General features: G+C 60.1%; 19 protein-coding genes and 1 pseudogene. 17 read left to right on the plus strand and 3 right to left on the minus strand.

Annotated features, from left to right (window positions below; genetic code table 11):
* Positions 1–75 precede the first annotated feature (75 nt).
* The 9 genes and pseudogenes from KGB29_RS07595 to KGB29_RS07635 all read left to right on the plus strand — a co-directional run.
* A pseudogene (locus KGB29_RS07595) lies at positions 76–1,080 on the plus strand (polyamine ABC transporter substrate-binding protein); the annotation flags it as partial.
* Positions 1,077–2,378 carry an NAD(P)/FAD-dependent oxidoreductase gene (locus KGB29_RS07600; protein WP_150813219.1) on the plus strand — a complete coding sequence of 434 codons (1,302 nt, stop codon included), beginning with the start codon at positions 1,077–1,079 and terminating at the stop codon, positions 2,376–2,378. The pseudogene KGB29_RS07595 and the gene KGB29_RS07600, both read left to right, overlap by 4 nt.
* A gap of 239 nt (positions 2,379–2,617) precedes the next feature.
* On the plus strand, positions 2,618–3,214 hold the full coding sequence (locus tag KGB29_RS07605; RefSeq protein WP_057714935.1) for a paraquat-inducible protein A: 597 nt from the start codon (positions 2,618–2,620) through the stop codon (positions 3,212–3,214).
* Complete coding sequence (locus tag KGB29_RS07610; protein ID WP_150813220.1) at positions 3,211–3,867, plus strand: paraquat-inducible protein A; 657 nt, start codon at positions 3,211–3,213, stop codon at positions 3,865–3,867. Before KGB29_RS07605 ends, KGB29_RS07610 begins: the two co-directional genes overlap by 4 nt.
* Positions 3,848–5,524 (plus strand): intermembrane transport protein PqiB, encoded by a 1,677-nt coding sequence (locus tag KGB29_RS07615; RefSeq protein WP_150813221.1) that lies wholly within the window; start codon positions 3,848–3,850, stop codon positions 5,522–5,524. Before KGB29_RS07610 ends, KGB29_RS07615 begins: the two co-directional genes overlap by 20 nt.
* Positions 5,525–5,541: 17 nt before the next feature.
* A complete protein-coding gene (locus KGB29_RS07620) occupies positions 5,542–6,099 on the plus strand; it encodes a membrane integrity-associated transporter subunit PqiC (protein WP_150813222.1) in 558 nt (185 codons plus the stop codon).
* A gap of 375 nt (positions 6,100–6,474) precedes the next feature.
* Positions 6,475–7,488: an iron ABC transporter substrate-binding protein gene (locus KGB29_RS07625; RefSeq protein WP_150813223.1), complete on the plus strand. Its 1,014-nt coding sequence runs from the start codon at positions 6,475–6,477 to the stop codon at positions 7,486–7,488.
* A 3-nt stretch (positions 7,489–7,491) separates the two neighbouring features.
* Positions 7,492–9,090, plus strand: coding sequence for an ABC transporter permease (locus KGB29_RS07630; RefSeq protein WP_150813224.1), 1,599 nt, complete (start codon positions 7,492–7,494; stop codon positions 9,088–9,090).
* Complete coding sequence (locus KGB29_RS07635) at positions 9,087–10,157, plus strand: ABC transporter ATP-binding protein (RefSeq protein ID WP_057714941.1); 1,071 nt, start codon at positions 9,087–9,089, stop codon at positions 10,155–10,157. Before KGB29_RS07630 ends, KGB29_RS07635 begins: the two co-directional genes overlap by 4 nt.
* A gap of 4 nt (positions 10,158–10,161) precedes the next feature.
* On the opposite strand, the gene xerC is transcribed toward KGB29_RS07635, so the two are convergent.
* Positions 10,162–11,100 carry a tyrosine recombinase XerC gene (xerC, locus tag KGB29_RS07640; protein WP_057714942.1) on the minus strand — a complete coding sequence of 313 codons (939 nt, stop codon included), beginning with the start codon at positions 11,098–11,100 and terminating at the stop codon, positions 10,162–10,164.
* A 253-nt stretch (positions 11,101–11,353) separates the two neighbouring features.
* Here xerC and KGB29_RS07645 point away from each other — a divergent pair, with 253 nt between their 5' ends.
* The 6 genes from KGB29_RS07645 to KGB29_RS07670 all read left to right on the plus strand — a co-directional run bounded on the left by KGB29_RS07645 (position 11,354) and on the right by KGB29_RS07670 (position 17,224).
* Positions 11,354–11,509 carry a hypothetical protein gene (locus KGB29_RS07645; protein ID WP_191625415.1) on the plus strand — a complete coding sequence of 52 codons (156 nt, stop codon included), beginning with the start codon at positions 11,354–11,356 and terminating at the stop codon, positions 11,507–11,509.
* Positions 11,487–12,866 (plus strand): UDP-glucose dehydrogenase family protein, encoded by a 1,380-nt coding sequence (locus tag KGB29_RS07650; RefSeq protein WP_150813225.1) that lies wholly within the window; start codon positions 11,487–11,489, stop codon positions 12,864–12,866. Before KGB29_RS07645 ends, KGB29_RS07650 begins: the two co-directional genes overlap by 23 nt.
* Positions 12,867–13,048: 182 nt before the next feature.
* Positions 13,049–14,260 (plus strand): MFS transporter, encoded by a 1,212-nt coding sequence (locus tag KGB29_RS07655; RefSeq protein WP_256355694.1) that lies wholly within the window; start codon positions 13,049–13,051, stop codon positions 14,258–14,260.
* A gap of 158 nt (positions 14,261–14,418) precedes the next feature.
* Positions 14,419–15,126 (plus strand): HPP family protein, encoded by a 708-nt coding sequence (locus tag KGB29_RS07660; RefSeq protein ID WP_057714944.1) that lies wholly within the window; start codon positions 14,419–14,421, stop codon positions 15,124–15,126.
* 97 nt (positions 15,127–15,223) lie between these two features.
* Positions 15,224–16,696, plus strand: coding sequence for a nucleobase:cation symporter-2 family protein (locus KGB29_RS07665; RefSeq protein WP_150813227.1), 1,473 nt, complete (start codon positions 15,224–15,226; stop codon positions 16,694–16,696).
* Positions 16,697–16,753: 57 nt separating this feature from the next.
* A complete protein-coding gene (locus KGB29_RS07670) occupies positions 16,754–17,224 on the plus strand; it encodes an LEA type 2 family protein (RefSeq protein WP_150813228.1) in 471 nt (156 codons plus the stop codon).
* Positions 17,225–17,259: 35 nt separating this feature from the next.
* On the opposite strand, the gene KGB29_RS07675 is transcribed toward KGB29_RS07670, so the two are convergent.
* Both KGB29_RS07675 and pssA read right to left on the minus strand, forming a co-directional pair.
* On the minus strand, positions 17,260–18,276 hold the full coding sequence (locus KGB29_RS07675; RefSeq protein WP_150813258.1) for an AraC family transcriptional regulator: 1,017 nt from the start codon (positions 18,274–18,276) through the stop codon (positions 17,260–17,262).
* A 184-nt stretch (positions 18,277–18,460) separates the two neighbouring features.
* Complete coding sequence (gene pssA, locus KGB29_RS07680) at positions 18,461–19,804, minus strand: CDP-diacylglycerol--serine O-phosphatidyltransferase (RefSeq protein ID WP_154860069.1); 1,344 nt, start codon at positions 19,802–19,804, stop codon at positions 18,461–18,463.
* Positions 19,805–20,019: 215 nt separating this feature from the next.
* On the opposite strand from pssA, the gene KGB29_RS07685 reads away from it, so the two are divergent.
* Both KGB29_RS07685 and KGB29_RS07690 read left to right on the plus strand, forming a co-directional pair.
* Positions 20,020–20,583, plus strand: coding sequence for a TetR/AcrR family transcriptional regulator (locus KGB29_RS07685; RefSeq protein ID WP_150813230.1), 564 nt, complete (start codon positions 20,020–20,022; stop codon positions 20,581–20,583).
* A 55-nt stretch (positions 20,584–20,638) separates the two neighbouring features.
* Positions 20,639–21,115 carry a DUF1348 family protein gene (locus tag KGB29_RS07690; RefSeq protein ID WP_020799197.1) on the plus strand — a complete coding sequence of 159 codons (477 nt, stop codon included), beginning with the start codon at positions 20,639–20,641 and terminating at the stop codon, positions 21,113–21,115.
* Positions 21,116–21,288 lie beyond the last annotated feature (173 nt).

Consider the following 21,288-nt stretch of genomic DNA (forward strand, 5'->3'; position numbering starts at 1 on the left):
GCTTTAACTATTTGAGCAGGAGCAAAGCAAAGAGCTGTTCCGTCTTTGACACCAGAGTTTGTGTGTCTAGAAAACTACAACTGGACCGACTACATCGGCGAAACCACCCTCGCCGACTTCCAGGCCAAGACCGGGATCAAGGTGATCTACGACGTATTCGATTCCAACGAAACCCTGGAAGGCAAACTGCTTGCCGGTCGTACCGGGTATGACGTGGTGGTGCCGTCCAACCACTTCCTCGCCCGCCAGGTGAAGGCCGGCGCGTTCCTCAAGCTCGATCGCGAGCAACTGCCGAATTTCAAGAACCTCGACCCGAAATTACTGGCGCTGCTGGAGAAAAACGATCCGGGCAACGCGCACTCGGTGCCGTACCTGTGGGGCACCAACGGCATCGGCTATAACGTCGACAAGGTCAAGGCTGTGCTGGGCATCGACAAGATCGACTCCTGGGCCGTGCTGTTCGAACCGGAGAACATCAAGAAGCTCAGCGCCTGCGGCGTGTCGATGATGGACTCGGCGGACGAAGTGTTCCCGGCAATGCTCAACTACATGGGCATGGACCCACGCAGCGAAAACCCCGAGGACTTCAAGAAGGCCGAAGCCAAGCTGCTGAGCATTCGCCCCTACATCACCTACTTCCACTCCTCCAAGTACGTCTCGGACCTGGCCAACGGCGACATCTGCGTGGCGTTCGGATACTCGGGTGACGTGTTCCAGGCCGCCAACCGCGCCAAGGAAGCCGGCAACGGCGTGAACATCGCCTACGCCATTCCCAAGGAAGGCGCCAACCTGTGGTTCGACCTGCTGGCCATCCCCGCCGACGCCAGCAACCCGAAGGAAGCTCATGCCTTCGTCAACTACCTGCTGGACCCGCAAGTGATTGCCAAGGTCAGTGAGTCGGTCGGCTACGCCAACCCGAACCCGGCCGCCAAGCAGTACATGGACCCTGAGCTGGTCAGCAACCCCGAGGTTTATCCGTCCCAGGAAGTCCTCGACAAACTCTACATCTCCACCACGCCGCCGCAGTCGATCATGCGCCTGATGACCCGTTCGTGGAGCAAAGTGAAGTCCAACAAATGAATCAGTACACCAAGGAACACACCCACTCCTATTACGCGGCGTCCGCCAAGGGCATGAGGCAGCGCCCCGCGCTGGCCTCGGACCTGGTGGCCGATGTCTGTGTGGTCGGCGCGGGTTTCACCGGCATCAACACCGCCATCGAGCTGGCCCAGCGTGGGCTCTCGGTAGTCCTGCTGGAGGCCCGACGGATCGGCTGGGGCGCCAGCGGGCGCAACGGCGGCCAGTTGATTCGTGGTATCGGCCATGACGTCAGCGGTTTCGCCAAGCACATCGGCGCCGATGGCGTGCAATACCTGGAACACGCCGGGAACGAGTCGGTGCAAGTCGTGGCCAATCGCATCCGCGAGCACGGCATCGATTGCGACCTGAGCTGGGGCTTCTGCGAACTGGCCAATACCCCGGCCCAGTTCAAGGCGCTCAAGGCCGAGCAGGCGCAACTGATTGAATCCGGCTACGCCTTTGAAACCCGACTGGTGGCGCCAGAACAAATCCGTGAACAGGTGGTGAACTCCGGTGTGTACGCCGGCGGCCTGGTGGACATGGGCTCGGGGCATTTGCATCCGCTGAACCTGGTCCTTGGCGAAGCGCAAGTTGCCGAGTCCCTTGGGGTGCGGATTTTCGAGCAGAGCCCGGTGCTGGAGTTGATCCATGGCAGCACGGTGCAAGTGCGCTGCGCCGGTGGCACTGTGAGTGCAGGCACGTTGGTGCTTGCTTGCAATGCCCATCTGGAAGAGCTCGAACCGAAGCTCAGCGGCAAAGTACTCCCGGCAGGCAGCTACATCATCGCCACCGAACCCTTGTCGCAAGAGGCCGCTGCAAAACTGATCCCGCACAATGTTGCGCTGTGCGACCAGAAGGTCGGCCTGGATTACTACCGGCTCTCGGCTGACCGGCGCTTGTTGTTCGGTGGTGCCTGCCATTACTCCGGGCGCGATCCTTCGGACATCAGCGCCTACATGCGCCCGCAGATGCTCAAGGTGTTCCCGCAACTGGCCGATGTGCGCATCGACTATCAGTGGGGCGGCAAGATCGGCATCTCGGCCAACCGCTTCCCCCAGGTCGGGCGCCTGAGCCAGCACCCGAACGTGTTCTACGCCCAAGGCTACTCAGGCCATGGCCTGAACGTGACCCACTGGTGCGCGAAGTTGTTGGGCGAAGCGATCCATGCCGGCCACAGCAAAGGCTTCGACGTGTTCAGCGCCGTGCCGCACATGACCTTCCCCGGCGGACGCGCCCTGCGTTCACCCTTGCTGGCCCTTGGCATGTTCTGGTATCGGATGCGGGAAATGCTGGGCTGACGTAGGCCTGCCGGGCGCCTGCTAACCACTGTGGGAGCGAGCTTGCTCGCGATAGCGACCTGAAATCCAATGATTGGGTTGTCTGGCACACCGCTATCGCGAGCAAGCTCGCTCCCACACTGTTTTACGTATTCCCTCTTCTACCATCCTCTTGTTTCGACTTTCGATTTGCTCAATTGCGAGTCACTTCTATATTGAGGGAGTGCTCTGAACTTCCTGCCTTCTGTCGAGCTTGACCCATGGCGACTACTGATCAGCTGATCATCTGCGAGCACTGCGACAGCGTGTACCAAAAAGTAACGCTCGCCAAACATCAAAAAACCCTGTGTACACGCTGCGGCGGCGTGCTTCAGCGCTATAACGGCCTCACGGTGGAGCAGCGGCTTGCGTTGACCTTCACCGCGTTGATGCTCTGGATATTCGCCAATTTCTATCCGGTAATGAGCATCAACCTCAAAGGCGTGAAGAACAGCGCAACGCTCTGGGACTCGGTGCTGGCCCTGAGCCTGGGGCCTATCACCTTCATTGCCATGGTGGCGGCAATCGCCATGATCATCGCGCCGATTTTCCAGTTGCTGCTGCTGATCTGGGTGCTGGGCTTCGCACTCGGCGGGCGACGCTCGCCCGGATTCAAATTCTGCATGCGCTGGCTCGAAACCCTCAGGCCCTGGAGCATGCTCGAAGTCTGCCTGCTGGGCGCCATGGTCGCGGTGATCAAGCTCGCCGGACTGCTCGATGTGCTGCCCGGCATAGGGTTGTTTGCCCTGGCGGCACTGAGCCTGATGATGATCCGCATCGCCGGGCGCGACATCCGCGAACTATGGGACATTGTATGAGCACGCCTCCTTACGCCGACGAGCTCAACCTGTGCCTGTGCCACACCTGCGGCCTGGCCTGCGACATGACTTGCGAGCCCCACGAATGCGAGCGTTGCGGTGCACCGCTGCACCGGCGCAAAGCCAATTCTCTGGCCCGCACCTGGGCCTACATGATCGCGGCCCTGGTGTTCTACATCCCGGCCAACCTGTTGCCGGTGATGAACACCGAGATGGTCGGCAACGGCGCCGACAGCACGATCATGAGCGGCGTGCTGGAGTTCTGGGAAGCCGGGGCCTGGGATATCGCCCTGATCATATTCATTGCCAGTATCGCGGTGCCGGGAATCAAGTTCGTCGCCATCACATTGCTGCTGGTCACCGTGCAACGCGACAGCGAGTGGGCACGCAAGGAGCGGTCGACGCTGTACCGCTTCGTCGAAGTCATCGGTTACTGGTCGATGCTCGATGTGATCGTGGTCGCCCTGGTGGCCTCGCTGGTGAAATTCCAGGCCCTGGCCGACATCGAACCGCGCCCGGGCATTCTGTTCTTTGGTCTGGTAGTGGTGTTCACCATGCTTTCGGCAATGAGTTTCGATCCCCGCATGATCTGGGATAAAGAACGGAAAAACCCACACAATGAGGAGGTCACTGATGAAGTCACAAGCCACTGACGGGCCACAAGCTCCCGGGCAGGCTCCGATCAAGACCCGCCGTTTCAGCGTTTCGCTGGTCTGGATCGTCCCGATCGTCGCGGTGCTGGTGGGTATTTCGCTGGTGGTCCACAGCATTTTGCAGCAGGGCCCGACCATCGTTGTCACGTTCAAGACCGGTAACGGCCTGACCGCGAACAAGACCGAGGTCAAATACCGCAATGTCGTGATTGGTCATGTCTCCGATGTGGAGCTCAGCGGTGACCAGAAAAGCGTCAATGCCACCATCAAACTGGAAAAGCAGGCCGAAAGCTTTACCCGCGAAGATTCGCAGTTCTGGGTTGTGCGGCCGCGCATCGGCGCGGGCGGTGTATCGGGGATCGATACGCTGCTGTCGGGCGATTACATCGGGGCCGATATCGGCCAAGCCAACGGCCGGGCAAAAAACTTCATCGGACTGGAGAATCCGCCACCCATCACCTACGGCGAACCGGGCAAGCGTTTTACGCTGTTCACCCAGGACCTGGGGTCGTTGGACATCGGTTCTCCGGTCTACTACCGCAAGATCCCCGTGGGCCAGGTGGTGGCCTACGCGCTGGACCCGGATGGCAAGGGCGTGAACATTGAACTGTTCATCCATGCACCCCATGACAAGTACGTCACCGAAAACACCCGTTTCTGGAACGCAAGCGGCATTGACGTGAACGTCGGCGCCAATGGCTTTGCGGTCAAGACCGAGTCGTTGTCTTCCTTGCTGGTGGGCGGCATAGCCTTCCGCGCGCCCGACTACAGCCCCAACGACAAGCCGGCTGCCGCAGAGTACGCCTACGAATTGTTCGACGACCAACAAACCGCCCTGGCCCCGCCAAACGGCAAGCCGCAGTATCTGGCCATGCGTTTCGACCAGGCACTGCGCGGGCTCAAGGTCGATGCCCCGGTGGAGTTCCTCGGTGTGGAAATCGGCAAGGTAGTGGCGGTCAATCTGGATTACGACGAGAAAAAGCGCTCCTTTCCGGTCAACGTCGGTATCGTGATCTACCCGCAGCGCCTGGGCCAGGCCCATGTCAAAATGCTCAAGGCGCTCAATCATGACCCTGATAACGAAGCCGCTGGCGTACGCTTGATCGGTACCTTTATCGAAAACGGCCTGCGTGCCCAAGCCCGCACCGGCAACTTCCTGACCGGCCAGTTGTACATTGCCCTGGACTTCTACCCCAAGACCGACAAGGTCGCCTTCGATGTAAACGCACGCCCGGTCATGATTCCGACCATTCCCGGCAGCCTCGAGCAATTGCAGGAAAAACTCGAATCCATGGTCGACAAGATCAACAAACTGCCGATCGAGCGTATTGCCGGCAATCTCGATGGCAATCTCGTCGAACTGCGCAAAGGCATGATGCAATTCAACGGAAAGATCTTGCCTGGCGTGCAAACCACTTTGTCGGATGTCAGCAAGACGCTGGAAACGGCCAATTCGACCCTGCAGTCGGCCAGTTCGACCTTGGCCGAGGATTCGCCGCAACGGGAAAAACTGGGGCTAACCCTGGATGAACTGGGACGCACGTCGAGATCCTTGCGTGATCTTTCGGATTACCTGGGACGGCATCCGGAATCGCTGCTTCGCGGCCGCCCGAATAATGCCGCCCCCATGGATCTGCAAGGGCCTCCGCGCAATTGAACACAGGAGCAACACCCATGGCTTTACCGCTGAAGTTAACTCTGGTCACCACGATGTTGCTGCTCGCCGCCTGCCGCAGCGACCCGATTCAATTCCATACCCTGACCCCGGCCCAGGAGGGCAATCACTCAAGGACCACCGTCGGCGTGATCCAGATCGAGTCGATCAGCGTGCCGCCCCAGGTCGATCGTGCGCAGATCGTCATTCGCGAGGGCAACAGTGGCCTGGCGATCCTGGAAACCCAATGGTGGGGCGCGACCCTGGTGGACGAACTGCGCAGTGCGTTGGTCGATCAACTGAGCAACAGTCCTGTACAAGGCCGACACTCGGTGCGGGTCGATGTGCAGCGTTTCGACTCGGTGCCCGGCCAGTACGCCTTGATGGACGTGGAATGGCGCCTGCGCAGCGCCAGCACCGGTGACACGGCACGGTTGATTTGCCGCAGCACCTTGCAAACGCCCTCGGGTGCGAGCATCGATGACCTGGTGCTTGCCCAGCAAAACAACGTCAAACGCCTGGCCGCGCTGATCAGCCAGGCTGCCGTCAGACCACAGGCAAGCTGCCCTGCGCCCTGAATGTATTCCTCCCCAGGATCAACGGCGACAGGTTCGCCGTTAATCCGTCCTTCCTGTTTCCTGCTGTCATTCCCCGAGAGAGGCGGCCCGCAGCAACTGGCAACGTCAAATACGCCGAGGCACACGACAAAAAGGCAGCCGGGGCAGCGTCATATTCTGATCGGCGGCATCGTTTGATCGACGAGTCGAAACACAGCGGGCACAGTGCTGCTAATCTGAATGAAAATTACATGTATTAACGGTTTTTTTGACGTTATTTTCTCATTTGGATCTCTACATTTCCCGCACTTCAAAAACATGCAAATGATTCGCATTGGTTAACTGGCGTTTGAATGCGCATGACTTTCAAAAAATGCACCAGGAGCAGCCCGCAGAATGATTCCAAAAATCCCTTCGTTCTTGAAAAAAGCCCTGCTGGCCACCGCTTTGCTGAGCGCTGGCCAGGCCTATGCAGCCGACTCCGTCGGCATCGTGGTGTACAACGCGCAACACGCAGGCCTGACCAAGGCCTGGGTCGAGGGCTTTACCCAGGAGACCGGTATTCCCGTCACCTTGCGCAACGGCGATGACACCGAAATGGGCAACCAGATCGTGCAGGAAGGCGCGGCTTCGCCGGCGGACGTATTCCTGACCGAGAACTCCCCGGCCATGGTCCTGGTCGACAACGCCGGGCTGTTTGCGCCTGTCGATAAGGCCACGCTGGAGCAGATTGACTCCGCCTACCGTCCGGCCCACGGCAAATGGGTAGGCATTGCCGCGCGCTCCACGGTGTTCGTCTACAACCCGAGCAAACTGCCAGAAGCCGACCTGCCGAAATCGATCATGGACCTGGCTTCACCGAGCTGGAAGGGTCGCTGGGGTGCATCGCCCGGTGGTGCTGACTTCCAGGCCATCGTCGCTGCCATCCTCCAACAAAAGGGTGAAGCCGCCACGCTGGATTGGCTCAAGGCGATGAAAACCAACTATGCCAACTACCGTGGCAACAGCTCGGTACTCAAGGCCGTGAATGCCGGGCAGATCGACAGCGGCGTGATTTACCACTATTACAGCCTGGTGGATCAGTCCAAGACCGGCGAAAACAGCAAGAACACCGCCCTGCACTATTTCAGGCACAAAGACCCGGGCGCTTTTGTTAGCATCTCCGGCGGCGGCGTCCTCGCTTCCAGTAAACACCAGGAGCAAGCCCAGGCGTTCCTCAAGTACATTACCGGCAAGGATGGCCAGGCTGTCCTGAAGAACGGCAAGTCGTTTGAATACGCCGTGGGCAAAGGCGCTGAATCCAACCCTAAACTAGTGCCTCTGAATCAACTCGATGCGCCGACTGTCGATGCGTCAAAACTCGACAGTAAAAAAGCCGTGGAGCTGATGACACAGGCCGGACTGCTCTAATTGATGCCAGAAACCCTGCCTGCGGAGGTCGCTGAGGCGACACCCGCACATTTGCGTCGACGTTCCCGCGGAGTTTTTGCGGGACGTGGCGGTGTATGGGTGATCGGTTTGTCGGTGCTGGTTTCATTACTGGCACTGCTACCGATCGCCTACGTTATTGGTGTGTCCCTGCAAACCGGCTGGTCAACCGTTGTGGCCCTGGTGTTCCGCCCTCGGGTCGGTGAACTGCTGGCCAACACCGTGCTGCTGGTGCTGCTGACGATTCCCTTGTGCGTCGCGCTGGGGGTGACGCTGGCCTGGCTCACGGAACGCACGAATCTGCCGGGGCGGCGCTGGTGGTCGTTGCTGGCCACCGCGCCGCTGGCAGTGCCTGCGTTCGTTCACAGCTACGCCTGGGTCAGCCTGGTGCCACCGATTCACGGCTTGTTTGCCGGTGTCCTGGTCTCGGTAATCGCCTACTTCCCGTTCCTGTATTTGCCGGTAGCGGCCACTTTGCGCCGGCTCGATCCGGCCATCGAAGACGTCGCCGAGTCCATGGGGCTCAAACCCTGGAAAGTGTTTTTCCGCGTTGTGTTGCCGCAATTGCGCCTGGCGATCTGCGGCGGCGCCTTGCTGGTCGGCCTGCACCTGCTGGCCGAATATGGCCTGTACGCCATGATCCGCTTCGATACCTTTACCACCGCGATCTTCGATCAGTTCAAATCGACCTTCAACGGCGCAGCGGCGCACATGCTGGCCAGTGTGCTGGCGCTGTGTTGCCTGTTGCTGTTGACGGCCGAATCCGCCGCCCGGGGTTCGGCGCGTTACGCCCGCGTCGGTTCGGGAAGCGCCCGGGAGCAACGGGTTGTACGCCTGAAACCGGTATCCACCCTGCTCTCGCTGACGCTGCAGATCATGACCTGCGCCCTGGCCCTTGGCGTGCCCTTGATCACCCTGGGCAAGTGGCTCATCGCCGGAGGCGTGGAAGTCTGGGACATGGCCGAATTGTTGCCTGCACTGGAGCAAACCCTGTTGCTGGGCATCGGGGGGGCGGCGCTGACCACCTGCGCGGCGATCCCGATTGCCTGGCTGTCGATCCGCTACCCCGGTCGACTGCAACGGGTGCTGGAAAGCTGCAACTACATCACCAGTTCCTTGCCCGGCATTATCGTGGCGCTGGCACTGGTGACCGTCACGATCCACTTTGCCCGGCCGATATACCAGACCACCTTCACCGTGCTGCTGGCGTACCTGTTGATGTTCTTGCCCCGTGCCCTGGTGAGCCTGCGCGCAGGCATCGCCCAGGCACCGGTGGAACTGGAAAACATCGCTCGCAGCCTTGGCCGCTCGCCAGCCCGGGCACTGTGGCTGATCACCTTGCGCCTGGCTGCCCCGGGGGCGGCCGCCGGCGCGGCACTGGTGTTTTTGGCGATCACCAACGAATTGACCGCCACACTGCTGCTGGCCCCGAACGGCACGCGCACCCTGGCGACCGGGTTCTGGGCCTTGACCAGCGAAATCGATTACGCAGCCGCCGCACCCTACGCCTTATTGATGGTTGTGCTGTCGCTTCCGTTGACCGGACTTCTTTATCACCAATCGAAAAAAACGGCTGGCCGATGAACACTCTTGAATTGAATGCCCTCTACAAGTCCTATGGCGCCCATTGCGCCCTGGACAACGTCAGCCTCTCGGTGCCCAGCGGCAGTCGCACGGTCATCGTAGGCCCCTCCGGCTCGGGCAAGACCACGTTGCTGCGGATGATTGCCGGTTTCGAGTTCCCCGATTCCGGACGCCTGTCGCTCAATGGCCAGACCCTGGTCGACGGCACCCACGAAGTGCCGGCCCATCAACGCCTGATCGGCTACGTGCCACAGGACGGCGCACTGTTCCCGCACATGACCGTGGCAGCGAACATCGGCTTCGGCCTGGCGACCAAGGGCACTGAAAAACAGCAGCGCGTTGCCGAACTGATGGACAGCGTGGCGCTGGACGCGAAGATGGCCGAGCGCTGGCCCCATGAATTGTCCGGTGGCCAGCAACAGCGCGTGGCCCTGGCCCGGGCCTTGGCGCAACAGCCACGACTGATGCTGCTGGACGAGCCGTTCTCGGCGCTCGACACCGGATTGCGCGCCGCCATGCGCAAGATGGTTGCACGGCTGCTGGAGGACGCGGGCGTCACCACCATTCTGGTCACCCATGACCAGAGCGAAGCCCTGTCGTTCGCCGACCAGTTGGCGGTGATGCGTCATGGCCGACTGGTCCAGTCAGGGCATCCGCTGGACCTTTACCGCTATCCCGAAGACGAGCAAACCGCGCTGTTCCTGGGGGATGCCGTGGTGATGCCCGCACGCATCGAGGCTGGTTGGGCCCATTGCGACCTGGGCCGGATCCCCGTCAACAACCACCGCAACAACAGTTCGGCGCAGATCATGCTGCGCCCCGAACAACTGCAACTGGCCAGCATCCTCCCCAGCGACCCGGAAGCCAGCGGTTGCCGGGCCGTGGTCACCGATCGGGATTTCAGCGGCAACACCTGCACGCTGACGGTGGAACTGCAGCCATTGACCCGCAACGCGCAGTCGGGCCGATCACTGCTGGTGCGCAGTTCAGGCATGTATGCACCACCCGCCGGCAGCTCGGTTCAAGTCTCGACCATCGGCCATGCCCATGTACTGAGCGAGGTGTGATCGTTCACAGATCGAATCGATCCACCGCCCGACGCCGCTCGTTGTCATCGCGCACATCGTAGTTGGCCGTGGTCTGGATATTGCTGTGGTGCGCCAGCTTCTGCGCAATCGACAAGTCATGCTCTTCGATCACCCGGGTGATGAATGAACGCCGGAAGTCGTGGGGCATGATTTTCACCCCGACCTGCGCGCCCCGTTGCCGGGCGATGTAGTAAATCGCGTGTTTGGTGATGCGCTCCCGGGTGATGTGGCTGCCACGGCGGATGCGGTTGAACAGGAACGGGTCGTCCGACTCGCCGTCCTTGAGCATCGAACGGCGCAGCTCGAGCCAGGCTTCAAGCTTGGCGAAGGCCCAGGCCGGTGCGTACTTGATCAACTGCTTGTTGCCCTTGGCCGTCACCCGCAGGCTGCGCTCGGTGAAATCGACCTGGTTCAGCTCCAGGTTCACCGATTCGGATTTGCGCATCCCGGAACCGTACAAAATCCCGATGATCGCGGCATCCCGCAGGCCTTGCGGCCGCGGATCGGCAGCGCAGACCGCCATCAGTTCCTGGATCAGCGTACGCCTGAGATTGCGCCCCTGGGACAGCCGTGTACCGGCCATGCCCTTCACCGTACGCATCTTCAACAGATGCTCCTGAGAGATCAGGCTCATGCGCCATGCTTCGTTCATCACCCCACGCACTGCGTTGACATAGAGCGAAGACGTGTTCGGCGCATAGCCGTCCGAACGCAAGGTGGCCACCAACGCAATGACGTCCTCTGGCTGCAGATTGTGCCAGGGAATTTCCTCGATATCGTGGTCTTCGAAGCCCAAGCGGTCGGCGGCATCCTGCAGCACATAACGCATGGTCAGTTGGCTGGACGGCGCCAGTCTCGCCAGATACAGGGTCAGTGGATTGGTGAGGGGTGTGCGTGAATCAGATACAGGTAAGTCAATCAAACGAAACGGCCTTGAATTAAAACAGTTAAGTGAAACAACTAATAAGTAAAAAAACAATGATGTAAAGGCTATTTACGTTTACAGCCCCAGGGCTGCCCAAGAGTCAGGCCTTGCGCCCGTTGCACTACTGGGCAGCGTCGGCATTGTCCTGACGGTTGCAACAGCCGGATGTGACTTTTTTCAACACGATAGACAAATTGAAATATGACCTTGCCTATCCTGACTCGGTTTTGATTATTCCTCAGGCGGCACCATGAGCCTGCAATTGCTGCTGGTCGCCTGTCTGCTGACCTGTCTGGAAAAGCCTTGGCGTGGCATTGCTCTTCCTCGGCGTCATAACCATCAGTATCCCGACCTGCTCGTGCGCCTGAATCAAGGAGTGACCCATGAAAATCAGTGTATTTGGTAGCGGATATGTCGGCCTGGTGCAGGCAGCGGTATTGGCGGAAGTCGGCCACGACGTGGTCTGCATGGACGTTGACGAAAATAAAGTCGAACTGCTCCAGCAGGGCCACGTGAGTATATTCGAACCCGGGCTGGCCAGCCTGGTACGCGAAGGCCTTGACGCCAGGCGATTGCAGTTCACCAGCGACGAAAAATTCGCCGTCCAGCACGGGCAGGTGCTGTTCATCGCCGTTGGCACCCCGTCCCGGGACGACGGCTCGGCGGACTTGCGCTACGTGATGTCGGTGGGCTACGCCGTGGCCCGTCATCGCGAGCAACCGGCGATCCTGGTGGAGAAATCCACCGTCCCGGTCGGCACCGGCGATGCCTTGCGTGCACACATCGACAAATGCCTGATCAGCGTCGGGCGCGTATTGCAGTTCGATATCGTCTCCAATCCGGAATTCTTGAAAGAAGGTTCGGCCGTGGCCGACTGCCGACGCCCCGACCGTATCGTCATCGGCTGTGAACGCGAAGAAGTGCGTGAGGTGATGCGTGATCTGTACTCGCCCTTCAACCGCAACCATGAGCGCATCATGTTCATGGACCTGCGCAGCGCCGAGCTGACCAAGTACGCCGCCAACTGCATGCTGGCGACCAAGATCAGCTTCATCAACCAGATCGCAGAACTGGCCGAACACCTGGGTGCCGACATCGAATCGATACGCCTGGGCATCGGCGCCGACTCCCGCATCGGCTACCACTTCATCTACCCCGGTTGCGGCTACGGTGGCTCATGTTTCCCCAAGGACATGCGCGCCCTGATCCACAGCGCTGAACAGGCCCATTGCTCCAGTGATCTGCTGCAAGCGGTGGAAGCCATCAACGAGCGGCAGAAATACAAGCTGTTCGAGCGCATCAACGCGTTCTACAAGGGCGACTTGCGTGGCAGGACCTTTGCTCTGTGGGGCCTGGCATTCAAGCCAAACACCGACGACATGCGCGATGCGCCGAGCCGGGTGTTGCTCGAATCCTTGTGGGCCGCCGGAGCGAATGTCCGTGCGTTCGATCCGGAAGCCATGCAGGAAACCCAGAAGCTGTATCCCGATGAATCGAAGCTGATGCTCATGGGTACACCCGAGTCGGTCTTGTCCGGTGCCGATGCACTGATCATCTGCACCGAATGGCAACAGTTCAAGGCGCCAGACTTTCAACTGATCCGGCAGCGGCTCAACGCACCGCTGATCTTCGATGGCCGCAACCTTTACGACACAGACCGTCTGGCACGCATCGGTTTCACCTACTTCCCGATCGGTCGGGGCGAGTCGAGCAAATTGCCGATTCCGTACCAGCAATGGTTTGCCGAGTCAGTGGTCGCCTGAACAGCCTGTTCCCTCACATCCGCCAACAGTCTCCCGCGCTGGCTCTGCACGGCCGTCGGTGCATTGCCGCCAGTGCTGGGCGGGCGGTTCGACAAGAATGATTTTGTGCTGCGGCACCTCAAGCAAATCCCATAGCAACGACCGCGTGTCTGACTGCTAGAGTAGCGCTCACGATCGGGCTGATGCCGGCCCGATTGAATAAGGATATTCGCGCCGTGACCAGCTACTCCCCCCTCATCCGCCGCCTGTTGATCTGCTCGCTGACCATCGTCGTCAGCCGCGCCATCACCAGCCCTTTGCTCACGCTGTTCGTCAGCGACAAGCTGGGACTCAACCAGCAGGACGTTGGCTTGCTGCTCGGCATTGCGGTGTTCGTCGCCACCCTGCTCTCCCTGTATGGCGGCTACATCATCGATCGCTTCGAAAAGCGCCGGTTGCTGATTCTCTCGATGGCGTCCAGCGCTGTCGGCCTGGTGTTGCTGACCTTTGCTGAAAACCTCTACCTGACGACCATCACCCTGATCGTCACCGAAACCGCTTCATCGCTGTTCCTCATCGGTTCGAAAGCGATCCTCAGCGACAACCTCCCGGTGGGTCAACGCGCCAAGGCGTTTTCCCTGAGCTATACGCTGACCAACATTGGCTACGCTGTCGGGCCGATGCTCGGTGTGCTGATTGCCGGGGCCTTTGCCAGTGCCCCCTTCCTGATCGCTGCGGCCATCGCTTTTTTCAGTATTTTCCTGATGACCGGGATCGCGAAGGACCCGGCGCGCTCGCCTGTCGGCGGCCAGGGGCAGAGTTTCCTCAAAACCCTGATCACCCTGAAAAACGACCGCACCCTGATCCTGTTCACCGCCGGCTGCCTGCTCAGCACCGTGGTGCACGGGCGATTTACCTTTTACCTGTCGCAGTACCTGCTGGTGACCAGCAATCCCCAAAACACCATGGAAATCATGGCCGCCCTGCTCGCCTGTAACGCCATCAGTGTGATCTTGCTGCAATACCAGATCGGGCGTTTTCTCAAGCGCGAGCAACTGCGCCAATGGATCGTGGCCGGTACCGGCCTGTTCATCCTCGGGCTGATCGGTTTCAGCCTGGCGGACAGCCTGGTGAGCTGGTGCGTGGCGATGTTCATCTTCACCCTCGGTGAAATCATCATTTACCCGGCCGAGTTTCTCTTCGTCGACACCCTGGCACCGGAAGAACTGCGGGGCAGCTACTACGGCGCGCAAAACCTTGCTGCCCTTGGCGGTGCGTTGAGCCCGGTGATTTGCGGCTTCATGCTGATGCACACCCCGGCGCCGACGATGTTTTATGCCTTGAGTGCACTCGCGGCCCTGGGTGGTTTGCTGTGCTACACAAGCGGTCGACGGAGCAAATTACAGCAAAATTAATGCACTGAAAGCTCATTAATATGAATTTGTCAGTAGCAGGATTGGACGGCACACTGTGCGCGTTCCTCCCCCAACAGTTGGAACAACTTCAAGGGCTTTCTGGGTTCCCCAGCCAAGCCCTTTTTTTTGCCTGGATTTTCTGCCGGAGTCTTCTCGAAATGCTTGCTCGCTGGTTGCCCGCCGCCATCAACACCCGCCCCACCGAATGGAGCCGCGCCGCCATCGGCATGGCCCTGGGGACACTGATGAGCGTGTGGCTCTGTAGCCAGGTGTTCGGCATTGAGGTGGCCCAGCACCTGATCGGCCCGCTGGGAGCTTCGGCGGTGCTGTTGTTTGCCGTGTCTTCGGGCGCGCTCGCCCAGCCCTGGTCGATTCTCGGTGGTTACTTGAGCGCCGGTGTGATTGCCCTGCTGGTGGCCCATGTGTTGGGCCGGACCCTGGGTAGCGCTTGCCTGGCGGCGGGCATGGCGTTGATCCTGATGTGCTGGCTGCGGTGCCTGCATCCACCGGCCGGTGCGTTGGCCCTGACCCTGGTGCTGGCCGATCCGGCAACCATTGCCATGGACTGGAAAGCCATTGGGCCGGTGATGCTCAGCGCCGCGACGATGCTGCTGTGCGCCCTGGCCTACAACAACCTGACCCGCGTTCGTTACCCCAAGAGCGCCAGCGAGCCCGCGGCCAGGATTCCTGCCGATCACCCGCCGGTCGACCGTCAGGCCATCACCGCCGAAGACCTGAAACTGGCGTTGGCCGACATGGAAGCGTTCTATGACGTGACCCCCGAAGACCTCGAACAGTTGATCCAGGCCAGCGAACTGCACGCCAAACGCCGCAGCGTTGGCGAAGTGCTCGCCCCACGACTGTAAGTCGCTGTTCTGGAGGTTCTTTTGCCGTGGCCGGGCGGTTCTGGCATCCTGCGCCTCCATTTTCTGACCCGGCCCGCCTTCTGGCACGCAAACCACCATGACCGCCTCCGAAAAAGCCCCCGCTCCACGCCACAGCGACCTGATCTACGGCCTCGATGACCGCCCGCATCTGACCGCCACCGTCTTCGCCGCCCTGCAACACGTGCTGGCAAGTTTCGTCGGCATCATCACCCCGACGCTGATCATGGGCAGCGCCCTGGGCCTGCAAAGTGAAATTCCTTACTTGATCAGCATGGCGCTGTTCGTTTCCGGCCTGGGCACCTTCGTGCAGGCGCGGCGCTTCGGCCCGGTGGGCTCTGGCCTGTTGTGCCTGCAAGGCACCAGTTTCTCGTTCATCAGTGTGATTCTCAGCGCCGGCTTCATGGTCAAGGCTCGTGGTGGCGGTACCGATGAGATTCTCTCGACCATTTTCGGCGTGTGCTTTTTTGCCGCGTTCATTGAGGTGGTGTTGAGCCAGTTCATTGGCAAATTGCGCATGCTGATCACCCCGGTGGTGACCGGCACGATCATCACGCTGATGGGCTTGTCGCTGATCAAGGTGGCGATGACCGACATCGCCGGCGGCTTCGGCGCCCCGGACCTGGGGGCGGCCAGTCACCTGGCCCTGGCGGCGCTGGTGCTGGGAACCATCGTAGTGTTGAACCGGGTGGATGTGCCGTTTCTGCGCCTGGGGGCGATTGTCATCGGCCTGACCCTGGGCTACGGGGTGGCATGGCTCATGGGCCAGGTGGATTTCAACAGCCTGCCCGAAGTGCCGCTGATGAGCGTACCGGTGCCGTTCAAATACGGGTTCTCCTTCGATTGGGTGGCGTTCATTCCGGTGGCGGTGATTTTTCTCGTGTCGCCGCTGGAGGCCGCCGGTGACCTCACCGCCAACTCGATGATCTCCCGGCAACCGGTCAAGGGCCCGGTGTACATTCGCCGGATCAAGTCCGGCCTGCTCGCCGATGGCCTCAACTCGGCCATGGCCGCGGTGTTCAACAGCATGCCGATGGTGACCTTCGCCCAGAACAACGGAGTGATCCAGCTCACCGGCGTGGCCAGCCGCTACGTGGCGTTTTTCATTGCCGGATTGCTGGTGGTGCTTGGCCTGTTCCCGATGATCGGCGCGGTACTGCAACTGATGCCGAAACCGGTGCTCGGTGGTGCGGAACTGGTGATGTTCGGCACCGTCGCCGTGGCCGGGATCAAGATTCTCGCCGAGGCGGGCCTGCATCGTCGCAACATGCTGATCGTGGCGATTTCCATCGGCATGGGCCTGGGCGTGGCCGCCGTGCCGGAAGTCTTGCGTGAACTGCCCAAGGCCCTGCACAACATTTTCGAATCGCCCATCACCGTCGGCGCGCTGTGCGCTATCGTTCTTAATATCTTCCTGCCCGAGGAGTTCATCGAGCTGGAGGAGGACGAATTCGATCCGGAAGCCTCCGTGCTTCAGGTGATGCAGAACCCCGATGTGACCGCCAGGGATGAACCCGCAAAGGCTGCGGTGGTTGCACAGTCGAACCACTAGGCGGGCTCAAGGGCTGAGCCGCTGGCGGTTCAGCCTTTTTCAGATGAGAACACGTCCATGCGCAGCCTCCACGCGGTCCTGATTTCCCTCCTGCTTTGTCTGAGCGCCTGTTCCTCGCTGCCCAATCGAGACCCGTTGAAAATCAACGTCGTGGATGTCGAACCCCTGCAAGGCGAAGGCATGGAAGTGCGCTTTGCCGTGAGAATCCGCGTGCAGAACCCCAATGACTACACCCTCACCTACAGCGGCGTTGCCCTGGACCTGGACATCAACGGCCAGCCCTTCGCCTCTGGCGTCACCGATGAGAGGGGTACGATCGGGCGCTTTTCCGACACCATCGTCAGCGTACCGGTCAGCGTTTCGGCGTTTTCAGAGATCCGCCAGACCTATGGCATCAGCCAGATGGAAACCCTCAACAACATGCCTTATGTCCTTCGCGGCAAGCTCTCGGGTGGGGTGTTCAACACGAAGCGTTTCGTGGACAGTGGCACGCTCAATCTGCCTGGACCGACCACTGGCAGCCGTTAAACGTCTTGGATGAATTGGCTGTTGCGCCGCTGAAGTCACTCGGTGTCATTGAGAATCAGGCTGCGGTAATGCCCCGGATTTGACCCCGACCATTTGCGAAACGCCTTGTAGAACGAACTGACGTCAGCGAACCCGAGCCGCGTGGCGATTTCGCTGAAGCTGATCGTGGGTTCCGCCAGCCAGACAATCGCCAACTCCTTGCGCACGCTGTCCTTGAGGCCTTGATAGGTTTGCCCTTCTTCGGCCAGTCGGCGGCGCAAGGTTGAAGCCGACATGCACAGGCGTTGCGCCAGGGCTTCGGTTTCCGGCCAGTGTTCGGCCGGCAGGTGGCGCAGGTCGTGTTTGATGCGGCTGGCCAGGCTCTGCGGATCGCGGTACTTCACCAGAATGTTCGCCGGCGCACGGGCCAGGAATCGCTCGAGTTCTTCAGGGCTGCGCTTGATGGGCAGGTCCAGGCAATCGGCGGAGAAAATCATCCGGGTGCGTGGGCGGTCGAAGCGCAGGTTCTCGGAAAACATCACCTGATAGTCATCGCAGAAATCCGGCCTGGAACAGCGCAGCTCGATGGCAAGGATCGGAATCCGCCGTCCTGCCAGCCAGCAGGCAACGCCGTGCACGATCATCCAGTAAGTGAAATAAGTGAAGGCCCGGCGCGGGTCCTTGTCGTCCTCCAGCAGGACGATTTCCGCCAGGCTTTGCTGACGTACCAACTGCGCCGGCAAGTATTCGAGGATCAACGACAGAAACGCCAGGCCGCTGGCCACTCCCGCCGCCACGTTGGGCTGGAGCATGGCGCTGCGGCACAGGAACGCAAAGCTGCCGGACTTGAGTTTGCGTGGGTCCATGCCAAAGAACTCATCATCCCCGCGCCGTGCCAGCAACCGCCACAGGCGCGCATAAGCCGTGGCCGGAACGCGGGCGTCGGTGCTGCCCAACAGTTGCGGGTCGATGCCGACCTTGATCAACACCTCATCTGTGGCGATTCCTGGCGCGCAGCTTTGCAACAGTGCTTCACGCACCAGTTGAATGGAGATGGTGTCTTTTTCCGACATGGATCGCGGCAAGCCCTGTTCTTGTTCGAGTGGGGGGGCATATTAGCTGAAACAGTATCCCTGTTGATTGATCCACCGCTATCGCGAGCAAGCTCGCTCCCACACTGGATCTGCGTTGTTCACAAATGCTGTGAACACCCGGATTCCTGTGGGAGCGAGCTTGCTCGCGATGGCTTTTCTGAATTCACAGAATGCGGTAGAGCAACCGTTCGATCCGCACACGACTCACACGCTTGAGGAACTTGGCCACGCCCGCCGGGTATTCGGCCAGGGTTTCCAGGTTCTGGAAGTGCTCGATTCGCCGGGTGTGCTGGAAGATCTCCGCCAGCTCTTTGCCACGCGGTTCCAGCAGTTCGCCATGGGGATCATCGAGCAACAAGGCGTTTTCCAGATCGAGTCGAAACGCCCGCGGGTTGAGGTTGTTACCGGTCAGCAAGGTATAGCGCCGGTCGACCCACATGCCCTTGAGGTGGTAGGTGTTGTCACCGTCGCGCCACAGATGCAGGTTCAACTGCCCGCTGTCGATGTTGCGCTGATGACGCTTGGCAAACCGGCGCAAGCTGATTTCGTACAGGTACGGCAGCGCGGAAATGACCCGGAACGGTTCGCTCGGCGGAATGTAGAAGTCGTTGGCCGTCTTGTCGCCGACCACGATATCGATCTTCACCCCGCGGGCCAACGCGCGGTTGATCTCGCGGATGATCGCCAGCGGCAGGTTGAAGTACGGTGTGCAAATGGTCAGTTGCTGCTGGGCGCTGGCGATCAGTTCGCAGATCACCCGGTTCAGCGGATTGTTCTTGCCGACGCCAAGCAGCGGGCTGACGGACAAACCGGTCCTGTCGGTGGTGCCCTGCGTGGTGTCGTACGCCGCGTGCTTGAGGCGGCTGCGCAGGTCACCGATGTCATTGCGCAGGCTGCGGGTGGTCGGCAGGTTTGGCAGGTCGAGGCGGTGCACCGCTTTGGAAGCCACCAGGCCGTGCTGCACCAGGTGCTGCATCGAATCGGCGAGTTCACGATTGTGCAGCAGGTGATAGCGGTCGTAGCGGTACTTGTCGAACTTGTGCAGATACACGTTGTTCAGGCTCGCACCGCTGTAGATCACGCAGTCATCGATCACGAAGCCTTTAAGGTGCAACACACCGAACAGTTCGCGGGTTTGTACCGGAACGCCGTAGATCGGCACTTCGCTGGCATGGGTGCGGGTCATTTCCTGATACCAGGCGGAGTTGCCCGGTTGCTTGCCGGCACCGATCAGGCCGCGCTGGGCGCGCAGCCAGTCGACGACCACCACCACGTCCAGTTCCGGACGCGCCAGTTTGGCGGCGTGCAAGGCATCGAGAATTTCCTGGCCGGCTTCATCCTGTTGCAGGTACAGCGCAACGATGTAGATGCGCCGGGTCGCACTGGCGATTTTCTCCAGCAGGCAACGACGGAATTCGGCAGCGCCGCAGAGGATGCCAACGGCATCGGCCGTCAGCGGAAAACTGCGCAACTTGGGCAGCAGGGAGCGTTTGAAAAGCGACGGCATAGGGCTCGCAATGGGTCGAATCCGAAGAATCCAAGAGCTTACACCATCGATGGGTTCGGGTCTTGTTACTGTCTGTAATGCCCTCTTCGCGAGCAAGCTCGCTCCCACAGGGGAACGCATTTCAAATGTGGGAGCGGGCTTGCTCGCGAAGGCAATTTGTCAGGCGGCGCAAAAACAAATTGACCATGGAGAACGATCGTTCTACTGTTTGCAGTATGAACGAAATCACTAGCAACGACACACGCGACATCATTCTGGATGTCACCGAAAAGTTGATCTACAAAAATGGCATAGCCGCCACTGGCATGGATCTTCTGGTGAAAACCGCCGGCGTCTCCAGAAAAAGCATCTACCGCTACTTCGCCAACAAGGACGAACTGGTGGTGGCCGCCCTGCAACGCCGGGACCAGCGCTGGATGCACTGGTACAGAGGCGCAGTCGGCCAGGCACAAACCCCGGCCGAGCGACTGCTCAACCTGTTTACCGTACTCAAATCGTGGTTCGCCTCCGACGGTTTCCGCGGCTGCGCGTTCATCAACACCAGTGGCGAAACCGGCGATCCGCAACACCCGGTGCGCCTGCTCGCCAAAGAGCATAAACAAAAGCTGCTCGACTACGTGTGCGAGCTGTGTACCGAACATGGCGCCGAGGATCCGCAGTTGCTGGCCAAACAGCTGCTGATCCTGATCGACGGTGCCATTACCGTGGCGCTTGTCATGGGTGATCACAGTGCCGCCGATAATGCGCAATGCATGGCGCGAAAGTTATTGGACCTGTAGCAACCTGATCAAGCTCGACTGTTGTTTTAACTTTAACTTGATACGGAGACTTTAAATGTCTAATGCCGAAGTTCGTCCGCCATTACCCCCTTTCACCCGTGAGTCGGCCATTGAAAAAGTTCGCCTGGCCGAAGACGGCTGGAACTCCCGGGACCCGGAGCGGGTGTCACTGGCCTATACCCTGGACACTAAGTGGCGCAATCGCGCCGAGTTCGCCTATAACCGCGAAGAAGCCAAAGGCTTCCTGACCCGCAAGTGGGCCAAGGAGCTTGATTATCGGTTGATCAAGGAGCTGTGGGCGTTCACCGACAACCGAATTGCCGTGCGTTATGCCTATGAATGGCATGACGACTCGGGCAACTGGTTCCGCTCCTACGGCAACGAAAACTGGGAGTTCAACGAGGACGGCCTGATGGCCCGCCGCTTCGCCTGCATCAACGACATGCCGATCAAGGAAAGCGAGCGCAAGTTCCACTGGCCGCTGGGGCGTCGCCCTGACGATCATCCGAGTTTGTCGGATCTGGGCTTGTAATTCAGCTTCACACTAAACCCTGTGGGAGCGAGCTTGCTCGCGATAGCGGTTGTACATTCAACAGATCTGTTGCCTGTCACACCGCCATCGCGAGCAAGCCCGCTCCCACAATGGTTTTGTGGTGTGCAGGTGGTTAAGATGCTGCCCTTCCCCGCAGCCTCTTTCTGCACCCG

It is taken from the genome of Pseudomonas sp. BF-B-30 (assembly GCF_019956305.1).
Classification (GTDB): Bacteria; Pseudomonadota; Gammaproteobacteria; order Pseudomonadales; family Pseudomonadaceae; genus Aquipseudomonas; species Aquipseudomonas jessenii.

Coding starts and splice junctions, on each gene's coding strand:
- KGB29_RS07665 (WP_150813227.1), top strand. CDS start 15,224: ATGACCGCCTCCGAAAAAGCCCCCGCTCCACGCCACAGCGACCTGATC.
- KGB29_RS07625 (WP_150813223.1), top strand. CDS start 6,475: ATGATTCCAAAAATCCCTTCGTTCTTGAAAAAAGCCCTGCTGGCCACC.
- KGB29_RS07600 (WP_150813219.1), top strand. CDS start 1,077: ATGAATCAGTACACCAAGGAACACACCCACTCCTATTACGCGGCGTCC.
- KGB29_RS07615 (WP_150813221.1), top strand. CDS start 3,848: ATGAAGTCACAAGCCACTGACGGGCCACAAGCTCCCGGGCAGGCTCCG.
- KGB29_RS07690 (WP_020799197.1), top strand. CDS start 20,639: ATGTCTAATGCCGAAGTTCGTCCGCCATTACCCCCTTTCACCCGTGAG.
- pssA (WP_154860069.1), bottom strand. CDS start 19,804: ATGCCGTCGCTTTTCAAACGCTCCCTGCTGCCCAAGTTGCGCAGTTTT.
- KGB29_RS07685 (WP_150813230.1), top strand. CDS start 20,020: ATGAACGAAATCACTAGCAACGACACACGCGACATCATTCTGGATGTC.
- KGB29_RS07655 (WP_256355694.1), top strand. CDS start 13,049: ATGCCGGCCCGATTGAATAAGGATATTCGCGCCGTGACCAGCTACTCC.
- KGB29_RS07620 (WP_150813222.1), top strand. CDS start 5,542: ATGGCTTTACCGCTGAAGTTAACTCTGGTCACCACGATGTTGCTGCTC.
- KGB29_RS07660 (WP_057714944.1), top strand. CDS start 14,419: ATGCTTGCTCGCTGGTTGCCCGCCGCCATCAACACCCGCCCCACCGAA.
- KGB29_RS07630 (WP_150813224.1), top strand. CDS start 7,492: ATGCCAGAAACCCTGCCTGCGGAGGTCGCTGAGGCGACACCCGCACAT.
- KGB29_RS07675 (WP_150813258.1), bottom strand. CDS start 18,276: ATGTCGGAAAAAGACACCATCTCCATTCAACTGGTGCGTGAAGCACTG.
- KGB29_RS07605 (WP_057714935.1), top strand. CDS start 2,618: ATGGCGACTACTGATCAGCTGATCATCTGCGAGCACTGCGACAGCGTG.
- KGB29_RS07645 (WP_191625415.1), top strand. CDS start 11,354: ATGAGCCTGCAATTGCTGCTGGTCGCCTGTCTGCTGACCTGTCTGGAA.
- KGB29_RS07610 (WP_150813220.1), top strand. CDS start 3,211: ATGAGCACGCCTCCTTACGCCGACGAGCTCAACCTGTGCCTGTGCCAC.
- KGB29_RS07670 (WP_150813228.1), top strand. CDS start 16,754: ATGCGCAGCCTCCACGCGGTCCTGATTTCCCTCCTGCTTTGTCTGAGC.
- KGB29_RS07650 (WP_150813225.1), top strand. CDS start 11,487: ATGAAAATCAGTGTATTTGGTAGCGGATATGTCGGCCTGGTGCAGGCA.
- KGB29_RS07635 (WP_057714941.1), top strand. CDS start 9,087: ATGAACACTCTTGAATTGAATGCCCTCTACAAGTCCTATGGCGCCCAT.